Here is a 14,445-nt window from a genome sequence, read left to right as displayed (position 1 = left end):
CTCCCGCCGGTGTTGATGAGAAAATATCAGGCGCTCTGAGCAAAGGCAACTGCGCGCAGCGGGGTGTCGCCCTGATAAAGACGCGCCTGCTGCAGGCCAACGAACAGGCGTTCGCCACGGATCGGCGCGGTCTGCTCGCCTTCAAAGACCAGCGAGAACGGCTCGCTCTGCCAGCCAGTGGGTTGCACCACCAGTTGCCAGAAATGGCCGCGCGGGCTGATCTCCAGTACCTGCACCGGCAGCGGCGTTTCCAGGCTGCTACGGCGTGAGACATCAATTTCCCACGGACGCAGGAACAGTTCGACCGCTCCCTGATGCGCTGAGGTATAACCCAGCGGCCAGTGATGGGCGCCAACGTGGAATTGTGAGCCCTGGATCTCGCCGTCAAAGCGATTTACTTCACCGAGGAACTCCAGCACAAAGCGGGTCGCCGGATCGCGCCACACATCGTCTGGGGTACCCACCTGTTCGATATTGCCCTGGCTCATCACCACCACGCGATCCGCCACTTCCATCGCCTCTTCCTGGTCATGGGTGACGAACACGCTGGTAAATTTAATCTCTTCATGCAGCTGACGCAGCCAGCGGCGCAGCTCTTTACGCACCTGTGCATCCAGCGCACCAAATGGCTCATCCAGCAGCAGGATTTGCGGTTCGACGGCTAAGGCACGCGCCAGCGCCACACGCTGCTTCTGACCGCCTGACAGCTGCGCCGGGAAGCGATTCGCCAGGTGCGCCAGTTGTACCATCTCCAGCAGGCGGGTGACGCGCTGCTTAATCTCGGCAGAGGACGGACGTTCCCGGCGCGGCAGCACGGTCAGACCAAAGGCGATGTTGTCGAATACCGTCATATGACGGAACAGCGCATAGTGCTGAAAGACAAATCCGACCTGACGATCGCGTGCATGGAGGCGGCTGACATCGTTACCGTGAAAACGGATCTGACCGCTGTTCTGATGTTCCAGCCCGGCAATAATGCGCAACAGCGTAGTTTTCCCCGAACCTGACGGGCCCAGTAACGCCACCATCTCGCCCGAGGCAATATCAAGAGAGATATCGTTCAGCACCGACGTGCGACCAAAGGATTTGTTGATCTTGTTAATCTCAATGCTCATGATTTCCCTCCTGTTGCAAGCGAGTGTGCTGTTGCGCTAAGCGCCATTGCACAATGCTTTTCAGAAACAGCGTAACAATTGCCATCAGCGTCAACAGCGCGGCGGCGGTGAACGCGCCAACGGTGTTGTAATCCTGATGCAGTAATTCAATCTGAAGCGGTAAGGTATAGGTCTCACCGCGAATCGATCCCGATACCACCGAGACCGCACCAAATTCACCAATCGCGCGGGCGTTAGTCAGCACGATGCCATACAGCAGCGCCCAGCGGATATTCGGCAGCGTGACGCGACGGAACATCTGCCAGCCGGAAGCGCCTAACAGCACTGCCGCCTCATCTTCATGACTGCCCTGGCTCAGCATCACCGGCACCAGTTCACGCACCACAAACGGACAGGTGACAAATACCGTTGCCAGCACCATGCCAGGCCAGGCAAACATAATCTGAATGTTATGGGCATCCAGCCAGCCGCCCGCCGGACCGTTCACGCCCCAGAACAGCAGATACATCAGACCGGCGACCACCGGTGAGACGGCAAACGGAATATCAAACAGCGTCAGCAGCAGTTGCCGTCCGGGAAAGGTAAAGCGTGTCACCAGCCAGGCGAGCAGCGTGCCAAACACCAGGTTAACCGGCACGGTAATCAGCGCCACCATCACGGTCAGCCAGATAGCGTGCAGCATGTCAGGGTCCGCCAGGTTGCTAAGGGCGACAATCAGCCCCTGATTCAGTGCTTCCCAGAAGATCGAAGCCATCGGCACCACCAGCAGCAGTATCGACACCAGCGCGCCAATACCGATCAGCAGCCATTTGCCCCAGTTGACCGGCTGGCGGGCAGCATGATTAAGTTGCGAAACCTCTGCCATTAGTGGCCTCCCAGACGACGGCCAAAGCGGCTCTGTAATGTGTTAATCGCGAACAACAGAATCAGCGAGGCGGCCAGAATCACCGAGGCGATAGCGCTGGCTGCCGGATAATCGAACTCCTGCAGCCGGACAAAAATCATCAGCGAGGTCACTTCGGTTTTCCAGGCGATGTTGCCGGCAATGAAAATCACCGCGCCAAACTCACCCAGGCTGCGGGTAAAGGAGAGCGCCGTGCCGGCCAGCAGCGCGGGTGCGACCTCCGGCAGCACCACGCGGCGAAAGCTCTGCCACGGCGTTGCGCCGAGCGTTTCCGCGGCCTCTTCATATTCCGGGCCTAACTCCTCCAGCACCGGCTGCACGGTACGCACCACAAACGGGATGCTGGTGAACGCCATCGCAATCGCAATGCCGATCCAGGTGTAGGAAATTTTGATATCAAAATGTGCGAACCACTGTCCGTACCAGCCGTTAACTGAAAACAGTCCGGCCAGCGTCAGACCCGCCACGGCGGTCGGCAGCGCGAACGGCAGATCCATCAGGCCATCCAGCAGCGTCCGGCCAGGAAAGCGATAACGGGTCAGGATCCACGCCATCAGCATGCCGAACACGGCGTTGAACAGTGATGCGACACCCGCAGAGAGCAGCGTCACTTTATAGGCGGCAATCAGCTGTGGATTGGTGACCACATCCCAGTACTGTTGCAGCGTCATTTGCGACAGCTGCATAATCACGGCACTGACCGGCAACAGCAGAATCAGACAGGTAAACAGCAGGCTGGTGCCGAGGCTGATACCAAAGCCGGGCAATACACGTTTCTGGCTGGCTGCAAACATTATCCGCGCCCCGCCGCTAACAATTTGTCGAGCTCACCGCCGCTGACGAAGTGGGTCTGCATGACCTTATCCCAGCCGCCAAACGCCTCTTCAACCCCGAACAGCTCGGTTTGCGGGAAGCGATCCTTCTGCTCCGCCATCAGTTGCGGGTTGTTCACCCGATAGTAATAGCGGGTAATGATCGCCTGCGCGGCGGGTGTATAGAGATAGTTCAGGTAAGCGCTGGCCGCGTCGGCCGTGTTGTTATGGGCGACATTTTTATCCACCCACGCCACCGGAAACTCCGCCAGGATGTCGGTTTTCGGCACCACCACTTCATACTGATCTTTACCGTACTGATTACGAATATTGTTCACTTCCGACTCAAAGCTGATCAGCACATCGCCCAGCCCACGTTCGGCAAAGGTCGTGGTTGCGCCGCGACCGCCGGTATCGAACACTTCCACATTTTTCAGGAACTGGGTCATAAAGGCGCGGGTTTTGGCCTGATCGCCGCCATCAGCCTTGTCCGCTGCGCCCCAGGCCGCCAGATAGGTATAGCGACCGTTGCCGGACGTTTTTGGATTGGGGAAGATCAGCTTCACGTCGCTGCGGGCCAAATCAGACCAGTCATGGATCTGCTTTGGATTGCCCTTGCGCACCAGGAACGCCATGGTGGAGTAGAACGGCGAGCTGTTGTTAGGCAGGCGGCTTTTCCAGTCCGCCGCAATCAGGTTGCCTTTATCATGCAGCACCTGCACGTCAGTGACCTGATTGTAAGTCACGACATCGGCGCGCAGCCCCTGCAGGATCGCCAGTGCCTGTTTCGAGGAACCGGCATGTGACATCTTGATGGTCAGCGGATCGGCAGGATGGCTGGCATCCCACTGCTTGATGAAGGGCGCATTCAGGGCAACAAACAGCTCACGCGATACGTCGTAGGAGCTGTTAAGTAATTCAGTGGCATGGGCTGCGCCGGCAAGGCTCAGCGACAACGCGAGACCGCTCACGATTTTTTTCATCGCTTGTAATGTCATTTGGCACCCTGAAAAAGTTTGATGCGGATCTCACCCGCTGAGGCACCAGTTTATTTATAACTCTGTGAAAACCAGTAACGGTTTTATATATCGTTTGATGATTTCAAAGTCGAAAAAAGCATAAGACGGCGGCGAAGTTTATGCCGTTTTCAGCAAAAGCGGAGGCGGACGTCGCGTGACGTCCGCCAGAGGATTCAGGAGTGAGAGGGGATGACCGGCCCACGATTAGCCAGCCGCCGCTAACAGCGCTGGCGCGCTTAACGTTGCCAGACGATCTTGCTGAGCTTCCAGTTTTTCAGCGTATCGTCTGACGGCATCAAACCTTCCGGTCCATGCCAGTCGCCATGATAGACATAGGTCAGATGCTGGCTGCCGGGCGCACGGCACGCCACGTCACGCGCATCGGTGCCGCTGGCTAAGGTGCAGTTGTCGAAGGCTTTACTGAATTTATTGCTGAACAGATCGCCGATTTTGCTGCCATCAGCGCTGGCAATATTGCCGTCCATCACCTCAATCCGTTCTGGCTGTGTCTGACCGTAGACCACCAGTTTAACCTCGCCCTCTTTCAGCGCCTGCCAGAAGGAAACCACTTCGCCATTGTGGCTGCGCATCCCCTGACGCAGGGTGTAATCCCCGTTCAGTCCGTCATTGATGGCGCTTTCATTCATGGCGGTCGAGGCGGTCACGCCACCCACACCCTGCTCGGTCACGGTCAGTGAGGAACCAAACCAGTTCCACGGCAGCGCCGAAGACCAGTGATAACTCAGCGGATTCCACCAGCTTACCTGCTGGCTACGGTCAGCGCCGGAACCCGAACTGGCACAGCCGCTCAACACAACGGTGGCCATCAGTAGCGTGGTACGAACAGCTTTCATGAAAACTCCTGTTAATGCGATGCCGGAAAGGCGGAACTGATTGGAGTCGCAAAGCGGCAAAAAGTTTATTTAAGATGGTGTTCAGGCAAAAAGCAGTCGCGCAGGCGACGGTTGCTTTGCAGCCAGATCAACGCCAGCAGATCAAACAGCGTCAGCAGCAGCGGCAGTGGTGAACTGAGCAGATCGCCCTGGGCAAACTGCGCGCCCTGCCACAGTAGATTTACCAGCAGCGACAGCGCCAGCACGCTACGCCAGTGTTGCCATAGCCGCGGCCAGCGCGACCGGTAACCGGTCAGCAGCAGACCCGCCAGCGCCGGTAAGCCCAGTGCGAGGCCAGTCCAGAACGCCTGCGAGTCAGGATAAAACAGTGCCAGCAGATCGTTGCCCTGCTGACGTGAGGCCCCCGCCATCACCAGCAGCAGCCAGGTACGCGCCTGCAGCAACAGGATCAGCCAAAAAAGAAACGGCAGCCGCAGCTGCCCTTTGCCGTCATATTCATCCGGCAGATAGTCGGGTGAAGGATTAATATTCACGATCTTCAATCAGACGCTTGCCGTAGAGCAGCACATCGACCGGCTCGTAATCGAGCTTCTCGTAAAACGCCACCACCTGATCGTTCTCTTCACGGATCATCAGATGCAGTTTCGGACAGCCGCGGGCAATCAGTTTCTTCTCCAGCCGGTTCATCAGCGCGTTGGCAAAACCACGGCCCTGATAATCGGGATGGACCGCCAGATAGTATGCCGCACCGCGATGACCATCGTAACCGCCCATCAGCGTACCGACAACCACGCCGCCCACTTCAGCGACCAGGAAAAGATCGGGGTCGTGATGCATTTTACGTTCGATGTCCAGCTCCGGATCGTTCCATGGCCGTAACAAATCGCAACGTTCCCATAAGGTGATCACTTCTTCAAAATCTTCCTGCCGGAAGGCGCGGATTTCCATCTTCTTTACCTGCAACTAAGCACAATTTGCTGATTATCACGCATTCTTCGGCGCACGCAACCCTCGCCTCGCTGGCAGCAAATAAAAAACGCAATTTTTCTGTTCGTGGACTGAAATACAAAGTAATGCCCTGAAATGTTTCAGAGATCGCAGCCAGCATAGCGTTACGCTATAACATCGGCAGGATTTTTCTTAGCGGGCCTGTCCATGCAATTGCTTAAACGTTTGATTCACCGTCGTCAGTTACTGCTTTCCGGGCTGGCGCTGGCCATTTTATCGCCGCGTGCCGTTCAGGCCAAAGAGGCGTCTGCCGCGCTGCAGAACAGTACGCGTCATCCGCGCCCGGCTCCGCCAGCAAAAGGGGGTAAACGCATCGTGATGCTCGACCCTGGCCACGGCGGCATCGACTCCGGCGCGGTGGGCGAAGAGGGATCGGAAGAGAAACATATCGTGCTGGAAATTGCCGGCAATGTGCAGCGTGAGTTACAGAATCATCCGCACATTGAAGTCCGGCTGACGCGCGACAGCGACCATTTCATTCCGCTCTACCAGCGGGTTGAGATTGCCCATCAGCACGGCGCGCATCTGTTTATGTCGATCCATGCCGATGGTTTCACCAGTCCGGACGCCAATGGCGCCTCGGTCTTTGCTCTCTCTAATCGCGGCGCCAGCAGTTCGATGGCGCGTTATCTGTCGCAGCGCGAGAATGATGCCGACAAGCTGGGCGGCGAAAAGGTCCAGCAGCAGGATCACTATCTGCAGCAAATCCTGTTCGATCTGGTTCAGACCGATACCATCAAAAACAGCCTGACGCTGGGCAAGCATGTGCTGGATCAGATTCGGCCGGTGCATCATCTGCACAGTCAGCACACGGAACAGGCGGCGTTTGCGGTACTGAAGTCTCCGTCGATTCCTTCGGTGCTGGTCGAAACCTCCTTTATTACTAATCCGCGTGAAGAACAGTTGCTCGGGACTCATGCGTTTCGTCAGAAAATTGCCGCCGCCATCGCCGGTGGCATCGTTAATTACTTTGACGAATTTGATCGACGCAATGCCTGATCCCGGCTAACCGTTTATGGCGCTGTGCCTGCCGCAGCCATGCAAGCCGCCAGATTTTGCGTATAATCGCGGCAGACTAACACTTACGATAAGCGAAGAGATGGCTGATATTTCCCGCGTAAAAGCGTTCCTGCTGGCGTTGCAGGATGAGATTTGTACCCGACTGGCGGCTGAAGATGGCGGCGCAGCCTTTGCTGAAGATAGCTGGCAGCGCCCAGGCGGCGGCGGCGGACAAAGCCGCGTGCTGCGCAACGGCGCAGTGTTTGAACAGGCGGGCGTCAACTTTTCGCACGTGCATGGCGACCAGATGCCGGCCTCAGCCACCGCGCACCGGCCAGAGCTGGCCGGCCGCAGTTTTGAAGCGATGGGCGTGTCGCTGGTGATCCATCCGCATAATCCCTACGTGCCCACCAGCCATGCCAACGTGCGTTTCTTTATTGCAGAGAAACCGGGTGCCGATCCGGTATGGTGGTTTGGCGGCGGCTTTGACCTGACGCCGTTCTACGGCTTCGAAGAGGATGCGCTGCACTGGCATCAGACCGCGTTCGATCTCTGTCAGCCGTTCGGCGACGATATCTATCCACGCTATAAAAAGTGGTGCGACGACTACTTTTACCTGAAGCATCGTGATGAGCAGCGCGGCATTGGCGGCCTGTTTTTTGACGACCTGAATACGCCCGACTTTGAACAGTGCTTCCGCTTTATGCAGGCGGTGGGCCGCGGCTTTATCGACGCCTATCAGCCGATTGTGGCACGGCGTAAAGATCATCCGTGGGGCGATCGGGAACGGCAGTTCCAGCTCTATCGTCGCGGCCGCTACGTGGAGTTCAATCTGGTGTGGGATCGCGGCACGCTGTTTGGCCTGCAGACCGGTGGCCGGACCGAATCGATCCTGATGTCGATGCCGCCGCTGGTGCGCTGGGAATATGCTTATCAACCGGCGGAAGACTCCCCTGAAGCGGCGCTCTACCGTGATTTCCTGCCGGTGAAGAACTGGCTGAATCTGCCCTCATAATCCCCGCTTCCGCCGCGTGGCTCTGCGCCCGCGCGGCGGTTTCACCGCCCTTCTCCGCCTCTACCCCTTCTGATACGGCACGGATTGCTACAGTGTTGCCTGCGTCATTTATCCTGGCTGCTATGCTTAAGGGTGGAATATGGCGCACCCCACGGTTAACACCGCATGACGGCTCCTTCGCACCGCCTCGCAGCGCAACAATCAGAGAAACCGCATTTTCATCCGAAAGTGTCTGTTGCAATGTTATGGGTTCGCGTTCCCGGTAGCAAAGCACGCCATAGATTGGCTCCGAGGCCTGAGGTGCTCCCTTTTCGCTTTCATGTTTTCTTTTCAAGGAGTGTAGAAATGAACCAGCTAGAAGCCCTGAAACAGTTCACCACCGTGGTGGCGGACAGTGGTGATATTGAATCGATTCGTAATTACCACCCGGAAGACGCCACCACCAACCCGTCGCTGATCCTCAAAGCCTCCAGTCTTGATGCCTATAAACACCTGATCGATGATGCGATTGACTACGCCAAAAAACAGGGCGGCAGCAAAGAGACGCAGATCATCAACGCCAGTGACAAAGTGGCGATTAACCTCGGTATGGAGATTCTGAAAAGCGTACCGGGCCGTGTTTCGACCGAAGTGGATGCGCGCCTCTCTTTCGATCGTGGCATGTGTGTGACCAAAGCAGAGAAACTGGTTCGCCTGTATGAAGAGCACGGTATCGATCGCTCACGTATTCTGATCAAACTGGCCTCCACCTGGGAAGGCATCCGCGCGGCGGAAGAGCTGGAGAAGAATGGCATCAACTGTAACCTGACGCTGCTGTTCTCCTTTGCCCAGGCGCGGGCCTGTGCCGAGGCGGGCGTGTTCCTGATCTCGCCGTTTGTTGGCCGCATTTATGACTGGTACAACAGCCGCAAACCGATGGACCCCTATGTGGTCGATGAAGATCCGGGCGTGAAATCCGTTCGTCGCATCTACGACTACTACAAAAAGCATCGCTACAGCACCATCATCATGGGCGCCAGCTTCCGTAAAGTGGAGCAGATTGTGGCGCTGGCCGGCTGCGACCGCCTGACCATTTCGCCTAACCTGCTGGAAGAGTTGCAGAACAGCGATGCGCCGCTGGAGCGTAAACTGGAGCCGTCAACCGAAGGCTTCCATCAGCCGTCGCCGCTCTCTGAGGCTGAGTTCCGCTGGGAACATAATCAGGACCCGATGGCGGTGGAAAAACTTTCTGACGGTATCCGTCAGTTCGCGGTTGACCAGCAGAAGCTGGAAGATGTGCTGGCCGCACGCCTGTAGTGTTCAATTTTAGTCGGGCGGGAATTTCCCGCCCTGATTCTTAACAAGGGAGAACTTTATGTCCTCACGCAGAGAGTTGGCAAACGCGATTCGTGCACTGAGTATGGATGCGGTACAGAAAGCAAACTCAGGTCACCCCGGTGCGCCTATGGGCATGGCAGATATCGCAGAAGTGCTCTGGCGCGACTTCCTCAAGCACAATCCGACCAACCCCGCCTGGCTTGACCGCGACCGCTTTATCCTCTCCAACGGCCACGGTTCGATGCTGCTTTACAGCCTGCTGCACCTGACCGGTTATGACCTGCCGATTGAAGAGCTGAAAAACTTCCGTCAGCTGCATTCAAAAACGCCGGGCCACCCGGAGATCGGCTACACCCCTGGCGTTGAAACCACCACTGGCCCGCTGGGTCAGGGACTGGCAAACGCGGTTGGCTTAGCGATTGCTGAACGCACGCTGGCGGCGCAGTTTAACCGTCCGGATCACGACATCGTTGACCACTTCACCTATGTCTTCATGGGCGATGGCTGTCTGATGGAAGGGATTTCGCACGAAGTCTGTTCGCTGGCCGGTACCCTTGGCCTCGGCAAACTGATCGGCTTCTACGATCACAATGGCATTTCCATTGATGGCGAAACCGAAGGCTGGTTTACCGACGACACCCATAAACGCTTTGAATCTTACAACTGGCATGTGATTGGCGACATCGACGGACACGATCCGGAAGCCGTCAGCCAGGCGATTAAAGAGGCACAGAGCGTCACAGATAAGCCGTCACTGATTATCTGCCGCACCATTATCGGTTTCGGTTCGCCGAACAAAGCCGGTAAAGAGGAGTCGCACGGCGCGGCGCTGGGTGAGGAAGAAGTGGCGCTGACGCGTAAGCAGCTCGGCTGGAACTATCCGCCGTTTGAAATCCCGGCCGATATTTATCAGCAGTGGGATGCGAAAGCGGCCGGTGCGGAGCGCGAAAAAGCCTGGGATGCGAAATTTGCCGCCTATAAGCAGGCCCATCCTGAGCTGGCGCTGGAGTATGAGCGCCGGATGAATGGCGAAATGCCGTCGACCTGGGAAGCAGAAGCCACCAAATTCATCAATGACCTGCAGGCTAATCCACAGAAAATTGCCAGCCGTAAAGCATCGCAAAATTCGCTGGAAGCCTACGGCAAGTTACTGCCTGAGTTCCTCGGCGGTTCCGCTGATTTGGCGCCGAGTAACCTGACCATCTGGTCCGGCTCGAAGTCGATTAAAGACGATCCGGCCGGTAACTACATTCACTACGGCGTGCGTGAGTTCGGTATGACGGCGATTGGTAACGGGATCGCGCACCACGGCGGTTTTGTTCCTTACACCGCAACCTTCCTGATGTTTGTTGAGTACGCACGTAACGCGGCGCGTATGGCGGCCCTGATGAAGGCGCGGCAGATTCTGGTCTACACCCATGACTCGATTGGTCTGGGCGAAGATGGCCCGACGCACCAGCCGGTTGAGCAGATCGCCAGCCTGCGCCTGACGCCGAACATGAGCGTCTGGCGTCCGTGCGATCAGGTCGAGACAGCGGTGGCATGGAAAGCGGCGGTAGAGCGTCATCACGGCCCGACGGCGCTGATCCTGTCACGTCAGAACCTGCTGCAACCAGAGCGCACGCCAGAGCAGATTGAGAACATCAAGCGCGGCGGTTATGTGCTGAAAGATTGTGACGGTACGCCAGAGGTGATTCTGATTGCTACCGGTTCGGAGATTGAGATCACCCTGGGCGCCGCGGAGAAGCTGACCACCGGCGGCCATAAAGTGCGGGTTGTCTCACTGCCGTCGACCGATCTGTTCGATGCGCAGGATGCTGCCTACCGTGAATCGGTGCTGCCGAGCGGCGTGAAAGCGCGGGTGGCGGTTGAAGCCGGTATCGCCGATTACTGGTTCAAGTATGTCGGCCTGGATGGTGCGATTGTCGGAATGACCACCTTCGGTGAATCAGCACCGGCCGGTAAGTTGTTCCCTGAGTTTGGCTTCACGATTGAAAACATCGTCAGCCACGCTGAAGCATTACTCAAGCCAGTTTAATGCTTTTGCCCTTCCCGCGCTTGCGGGAAGGGCCATTTCTGCTCATAGCCTGAAACAGAAAAAAATCTCTTTTCCCCTCTTCACGCCTCGCGCAAACTGATTACTATAGACCCGTCATACTTTACGCTGCCTGTACGCTGGCCGCCCGCCTCTTCCTATCTGTGGTCTGACGGAATGATGCGGTTCGCTGCCTGCCAAAGGTTGAAGATTAAGGCAGCATTTTTCTCCGTTTCTATAGCGAAGCCCTCTCCGTTGAACATGCGCACATCTTATTTACTGGCCTTGATGGTTTCTCTGCTTCCATTAAAAAGCATGGCGCAGGTCGCGCCCGATCCGCTGCTGGCGTCACAGATTGTCGATCGCTATGCAGAACATATCTTCTACGGCAGCGGCGCGACCGGTATGGCACTGGTGGCGATTGATGGTAATCAGCGCGTTTTCGCCAGCTTTGGTGAAACCCGGCCAGGCAACAATGTGCGACCGCAGAAGGATTCGCTGATTCGTATTGCTTCACTCAGTAAGCTGATGACCAGCGAGGTGATGGTGAAGCTGGCGGAGCGCGGGCAGATTCGCCTTGACGATCCGCTGAGTAAATATGCGCCACCGGGCGCCCGGGTGCCGAGCTTCAACGGCCAGCCGATTCGGCTGATTAACCTCTCGACCCACACCAGCGGTCTGCCGCGTGAGCAGCCGGGCGGTAAACCGCATCGTCCGGTGTTTGTCTGGCCAACACGCGGCGAGCGCTGGGACTGGCTGTCGCGCGCCCAGCTTAAAGCCGCGCCGGGCAGCAATGCCGCCTATTCCAACCTGGGTTACGATCTGCTGAGCGATGCCTTAGCGCGGGCAGCCGGCACGCCTTATCCGGCGCTGTTCCAGCAGCTGATTACCCGGCCGCTCGGCATGAAAGATACCACTTTTACCCCGTCGCCCGAGCAGTGCGGCCGCCTGATGGTCGCCGAGAAAGGGGCCAGCCCTTGCAACAATACCCTGGCGGCGATTGGCAGCGGTGGCGTCTACTCCACGCCAGATGACATGGGCCGCTGGATGCAGCAGTTCCTTAACTCATCCGTGAACCATCGCACGCCTCAGATCGATCGTCTGCAGACGCTGATTTATCGTCGTGACCAGTTACACAAAGTCGAAGGCATGGATGTGCCGGGCAAAGCCGACGCGCTGGGAATGGGCTGGGTCTATATGGGACCCAAAGAGGGACGTCCCGGCATTATTCAGAAAACCGGCGGCGGTGGCGGCTTCATTACCTATATGGCGATGGTGCCGCAGCATAACGTCGGGGTTTTTGTGGTGGTTACCCGTTCACCGCTCACCCGCTTCACGCCGATGAGCGATGGCGTTAACAATATGCTGGCCGAACTGGTGGGGAATCAGCTCGGATCACCGATGATGGTGCAGGCGATTCGTTAACGCTGTTGTACTGCTGCCGCGGACTGGCTTACCCACAGGGTGGGCCAGTCATCGCTGCTGTGCCAGGCATCACAGGTCGATTCTTCAGCATACTCCGCCAGTACAAACCGCGTCCCGTCGAACTGCCAGCGTGTCGCTCTGCCGCAATCTCCCAGTCCGCGCCCTTTGCCGAAGGTATAGAGCTGTCCGGTGGCCGCATCATACTCGGCATTAATCAGATCAAGCTGCCGTTCGCTGCCGCCAGGTGGAGTAAACGGCAGGGTCAGCGTCACGCCGCGCGCCACATAGGGCTGGCTGCGTGTCACCTCAAACGCCAGATCGATGACGTTATACGCACCCATTTCACAACTCACCAGCAGCAGCGCTTTCTGATCGGTCAGTGGCGCGACGCTCACTTCGCGCCGCATCGGGTCCAGCGAGCAGGAGTCGGTATTAATTCGCCAGGTGCCGTAGTCGATCAGGCCGCTGGTCTCTTCGCGGGTCAGGGCTGCGGGCGGTGGCGGCGCTGGCGGTAACTGCGGCAGGGATGGCGACGGCGGGACATCCCAGCTGGCACGATCGCCGCGCTTAACCCAGGCGCTCATGCCGTTTACCCTGCCCTGCACGTCATCCATCAGCAGCAGGGCCGCTTTCATGCCGCGAAGTGAGATCAGCGCATTGGGATCGTAAGTGAGCTGCACGGTTTTGGCGTCCAGCACCAGATCAAGAAACTCATCGATGGCGATGGCGTTGCTGGTGGCGAGATGATGGGGTTCCACCGTCCAGTGTTTCAGATCGGGTTTCAGGCGGCGCTGATCGAGTAACAGATTATCCTGCAGCGGCCCGCCCGGCAGATCGCCGCTGTAGGCGCTGCCATAGTCAATACGCAACAGCGGACGGTCATTGACGCCCGCATGGCGCGAAATCGTCATTACCAGTCCTTTGTCACCCGGAATATTGCGTGCCACGCAGAATGCCGCGTTGTTGCAGGTCATTTGCCAGTCGTTAAATGACTTCTGCAACGGATCGGCCTGCACAGAGGCAACCCATAGCGAAGACGACAGCCACAGCGATTTCATCCAATACGACATTAAGAAAATCGATCCCCGAATACTCAGAGTGGAGATGATAGCGCATCAACGGGCCCGTTGATGGCCGCATTCTGTGAACCCGTCCAGAAAGCGCGGTTAACTGCTTAAAAAGCGTGCATGATTGGTTCGAAAGCCACGCATCGGCTGTTGGCTCTCAGGATAAAACTGGATCGATGACCGGCGTGCGTCAGGGTGTTAACCAGCCCGCTAACTGTGCATGCTGTAACAGCATCACGGTTTTGCCATCGCAGATACGGCCATCTTTAATCATCGCCAGCGCCTCCGGGAATCCGATCTCCAGCACCTCGATCGACTCATCTTCAATGCCACCGCCCGCATTGTCACGCAACGATTCATTATATTCGGCGGCGAAGAAATGGATCAGCTCGGTAACGCCGCCCGGCGACATATAGCAGGTATAGAGTTTTTCTACCTCACCGACCGCGTAGCCGGTCTCTTCAATCGCCTCTTTGCGAATACAATCTTCCGGGGAATCGTCGTCGAGTAACCCGGCACAGGCTTCGATTAACATGCCGTCCTGATTACCGTTGACCCAGGTGGCGATGCGGAACTGACGCGTCAGCACCACACTGTTCTTTTCGCGGTTATAGAGCAGGATAGTCGCCCCGTTTCCGCGATCGTAGACTTCGCGTTTATGGCGAATCACCCGCTCACGCTGGTCGGTGATGTCATAGGTGACGTTGCGTAGCACAAACCAGTTTTCAGACAGCAACTTATCTTTGATGATATTGATCTTAAACGACATGCTTGCTCCGCTACGGCATAAAGGGAGTCTGCCATCATAGGATGAAGCTGGCGGGAAAACTATCTGAATTCGCCCGTCGGGGTGGCTGGCGAACGGCAATAAAAAA

General features: G+C 57.2%; 14 protein-coding genes. 5 read left to right on the top strand and 9 right to left on the bottom strand.

Features of this window, described 5'->3' with window-relative positions; translation table 11 throughout:
- Positions 1-26 precede the first annotated feature (26 nt).
- The 7 genes from cysA to LZU96_RS05825 all read right to left on the bottom strand — a co-directional run bounded on the left by cysA (position 27) and on the right by LZU96_RS05825 (position 5,652).
- Positions 27-1,115 (bottom strand): sulfate/thiosulfate ABC transporter ATP-binding protein CysA, encoded by a 1,089-nt coding sequence (gene cysA / locus LZU96_RS05855; RefSeq protein WP_233987442.1) that lies wholly within the window; start codon positions 1,113-1,115, stop codon positions 27-29.
- Positions 1,105-1,980, bottom strand: coding sequence for a sulfate/thiosulfate ABC transporter permease CysW (gene cysW, locus LZU96_RS05850; RefSeq protein ID WP_233987441.1), 876 nt, complete (start codon positions 1,978-1,980; stop codon positions 1,105-1,107). The genes cysA and cysW overlap by 11 nt, the downstream gene beginning before the upstream one ends.
- Positions 1,980-2,813: a sulfate/thiosulfate ABC transporter permease CysT gene (gene cysT / locus LZU96_RS05845; protein ID WP_233987440.1), complete on the bottom strand. Its 834-nt coding sequence runs from the start codon at positions 2,811-2,813 to the stop codon at positions 1,980-1,982. The genes cysW and cysT overlap by 1 nt, the downstream gene beginning before the upstream one ends.
- Complete coding sequence (locus LZU96_RS05840; protein ID WP_233987439.1) at positions 2,813-3,829, bottom strand: sulfate ABC transporter substrate-binding protein; 1,017 nt, start codon at positions 3,827-3,829, stop codon at positions 2,813-2,815. The genes cysT and LZU96_RS05840 overlap by 1 nt, the downstream gene beginning before the upstream one ends.
- A gap of 257 nt (positions 3,830-4,086) precedes the next feature.
- Entirely contained in the window at positions 4,087-4,704 is a 618-nt protein-coding gene (locus tag LZU96_RS05835) for an RpoE-regulated lipoprotein (protein WP_233987438.1), read from the bottom strand.
- 65 nt (positions 4,705-4,769) lie between these two features.
- The gene (locus tag LZU96_RS05830) at positions 4,770-5,237 is read right to left on the bottom strand and encodes a DUF2919 family protein (RefSeq protein WP_233987437.1); all 468 of its coding nucleotides are present in this window, start codon (positions 5,235-5,237) and stop codon (positions 4,770-4,772) included.
- Positions 5,227-5,652 carry a GNAT family acetyltransferase gene (locus tag LZU96_RS05825; RefSeq protein WP_233987436.1) on the bottom strand — a complete coding sequence of 142 codons (426 nt, stop codon included), beginning with the start codon at positions 5,650-5,652 and terminating at the stop codon, positions 5,227-5,229. Before LZU96_RS05825 ends, LZU96_RS05830 begins: the two co-directional genes overlap by 11 nt.
- Positions 5,653-5,859: 207 nt before the next feature.
- Between LZU96_RS05825 and amiA the strand changes: the two genes are divergently transcribed.
- From amiA to ampH, 5 genes are all read left to right on the top strand, one after another.
- On the top strand, positions 5,860-6,711 hold the full coding sequence (amiA, locus tag LZU96_RS05820; RefSeq protein WP_233987435.1) for an N-acetylmuramoyl-L-alanine amidase AmiA: 852 nt from the start codon (positions 5,860-5,862) through the stop codon (positions 6,709-6,711).
- Positions 6,712-6,811: 100 nt separating this feature from the next.
- On the top strand, positions 6,812-7,726 hold the full coding sequence (gene hemF / locus LZU96_RS05815; protein WP_233987434.1) for an oxygen-dependent coproporphyrinogen oxidase: 915 nt from the start codon (positions 6,812-6,814) through the stop codon (positions 7,724-7,726).
- A gap of 345 nt (positions 7,727-8,071) precedes the next feature.
- Entirely contained in the window at positions 8,072-9,022 is a 951-nt protein-coding gene (tal, locus tag LZU96_RS05810) for a transaldolase (RefSeq protein ID WP_031375846.1), read from the top strand.
- A gap of 58 nt (positions 9,023-9,080) precedes the next feature.
- Positions 9,081-11,081, top strand: coding sequence for a transketolase (gene tkt, locus LZU96_RS05805; RefSeq protein WP_233987433.1), 2,001 nt, complete (start codon positions 9,081-9,083; stop codon positions 11,079-11,081).
- 258 nt (positions 11,082-11,339) lie between these two features.
- Positions 11,340-12,503 carry a D-alanyl-D-alanine-carboxypeptidase/endopeptidase AmpH gene (gene ampH / locus LZU96_RS05800; protein ID WP_233987432.1) on the top strand — a complete coding sequence of 388 codons (1,164 nt, stop codon included), beginning with the start codon at positions 11,340-11,342 and terminating at the stop codon, positions 12,501-12,503.
- Here the strand turns inward: ampH and LZU96_RS05795 are convergent.
- Both LZU96_RS05795 and nudK read right to left on the bottom strand, forming a co-directional pair.
- Positions 12,500-13,573 carry a DUF1176 domain-containing protein gene (locus tag LZU96_RS05795; RefSeq protein ID WP_233987431.1) on the bottom strand — a complete coding sequence of 358 codons (1,074 nt, stop codon included), beginning with the start codon at positions 13,571-13,573 and terminating at the stop codon, positions 12,500-12,502. The genes ampH and LZU96_RS05795 overlap by 4 nt on opposite strands.
- A gap of 187 nt (positions 13,574-13,760) precedes the next feature.
- Positions 13,761-14,339 (bottom strand): GDP-mannose pyrophosphatase NudK, encoded by a 579-nt coding sequence (gene nudK, locus LZU96_RS05790; protein WP_233987430.1) that lies wholly within the window; start codon positions 14,337-14,339, stop codon positions 13,761-13,763.
- Between the last annotated feature and the right edge of the window lie 106 nt (positions 14,340-14,445).

The organism is Pantoea agglomerans (assembly GCF_021397715.1).
Lineage (GTDB): Bacteria > Pseudomonadota > Gammaproteobacteria > Enterobacterales > Enterobacteriaceae > Pantoea > Pantoea astica.
Note: the sequence above shows the minus strand (reverse complement) of the source record. Positions and strands in the feature narration are given on the sequence as shown.

Excerpts from the sequence above, each read along its gene's own strand:
- cysA (WP_233987442.1), bottom strand. The coding sequence starts at position 1,115 with ATGAGCATTGAGATTAACAAGATCAACAAATCCTTTGGTCGCACGTCG.
- cysW (WP_233987441.1), bottom strand. The coding sequence starts at position 1,980 with ATGGCAGAGGTTTCGCAACTTAATCATGCTGCCCGCCAGCCGGTCAAC.
- cysT (WP_233987440.1), bottom strand. The coding sequence starts at position 2,813 with ATGTTTGCAGCCAGCCAGAAACGTGTATTGCCCGGCTTTGGTATCAGC.
- LZU96_RS05840 (WP_233987439.1), bottom strand. The coding sequence starts at position 3,829 with ATGACATTACAAGCGATGAAAAAAATCGTGAGCGGTCTCGCGTTGTCG.
- LZU96_RS05835 (WP_233987438.1), bottom strand. The coding sequence starts at position 4,704 with ATGAAAGCTGTTCGTACCACGCTACTGATGGCCACCGTTGTGTTGAGC.
- LZU96_RS05825 (WP_233987436.1), bottom strand. The coding sequence starts at position 5,652 with ATGGAAATCCGCGCCTTCCGGCAGGAAGATTTTGAAGAAGTGATCACC.
- amiA (WP_233987435.1), top strand. The coding sequence starts at position 5,860 with ATGCAATTGCTTAAACGTTTGATTCACCGTCGTCAGTTACTGCTTTCC.
- hemF (WP_233987434.1), top strand. The coding sequence starts at position 6,812 with ATGGCTGATATTTCCCGCGTAAAAGCGTTCCTGCTGGCGTTGCAGGAT.
- tal (WP_031375846.1), top strand. The coding sequence starts at position 8,072 with ATGAACCAGCTAGAAGCCCTGAAACAGTTCACCACCGTGGTGGCGGAC.
- tkt (WP_233987433.1), top strand. The coding sequence starts at position 9,081 with ATGTCCTCACGCAGAGAGTTGGCAAACGCGATTCGTGCACTGAGTATG.
- ampH (WP_233987432.1), top strand. The coding sequence starts at position 11,340 with ATGCGCACATCTTATTTACTGGCCTTGATGGTTTCTCTGCTTCCATTA.
- LZU96_RS05795 (WP_233987431.1), bottom strand. The coding sequence starts at position 13,573 with ATGTCGTATTGGATGAAATCGCTGTGGCTGTCGTCTTCGCTATGGGTT.
- nudK (WP_233987430.1), bottom strand. The coding sequence starts at position 14,339 with ATGTCGTTTAAGATCAATATCATCAAAGATAAGTTGCTGTCTGAAAAC.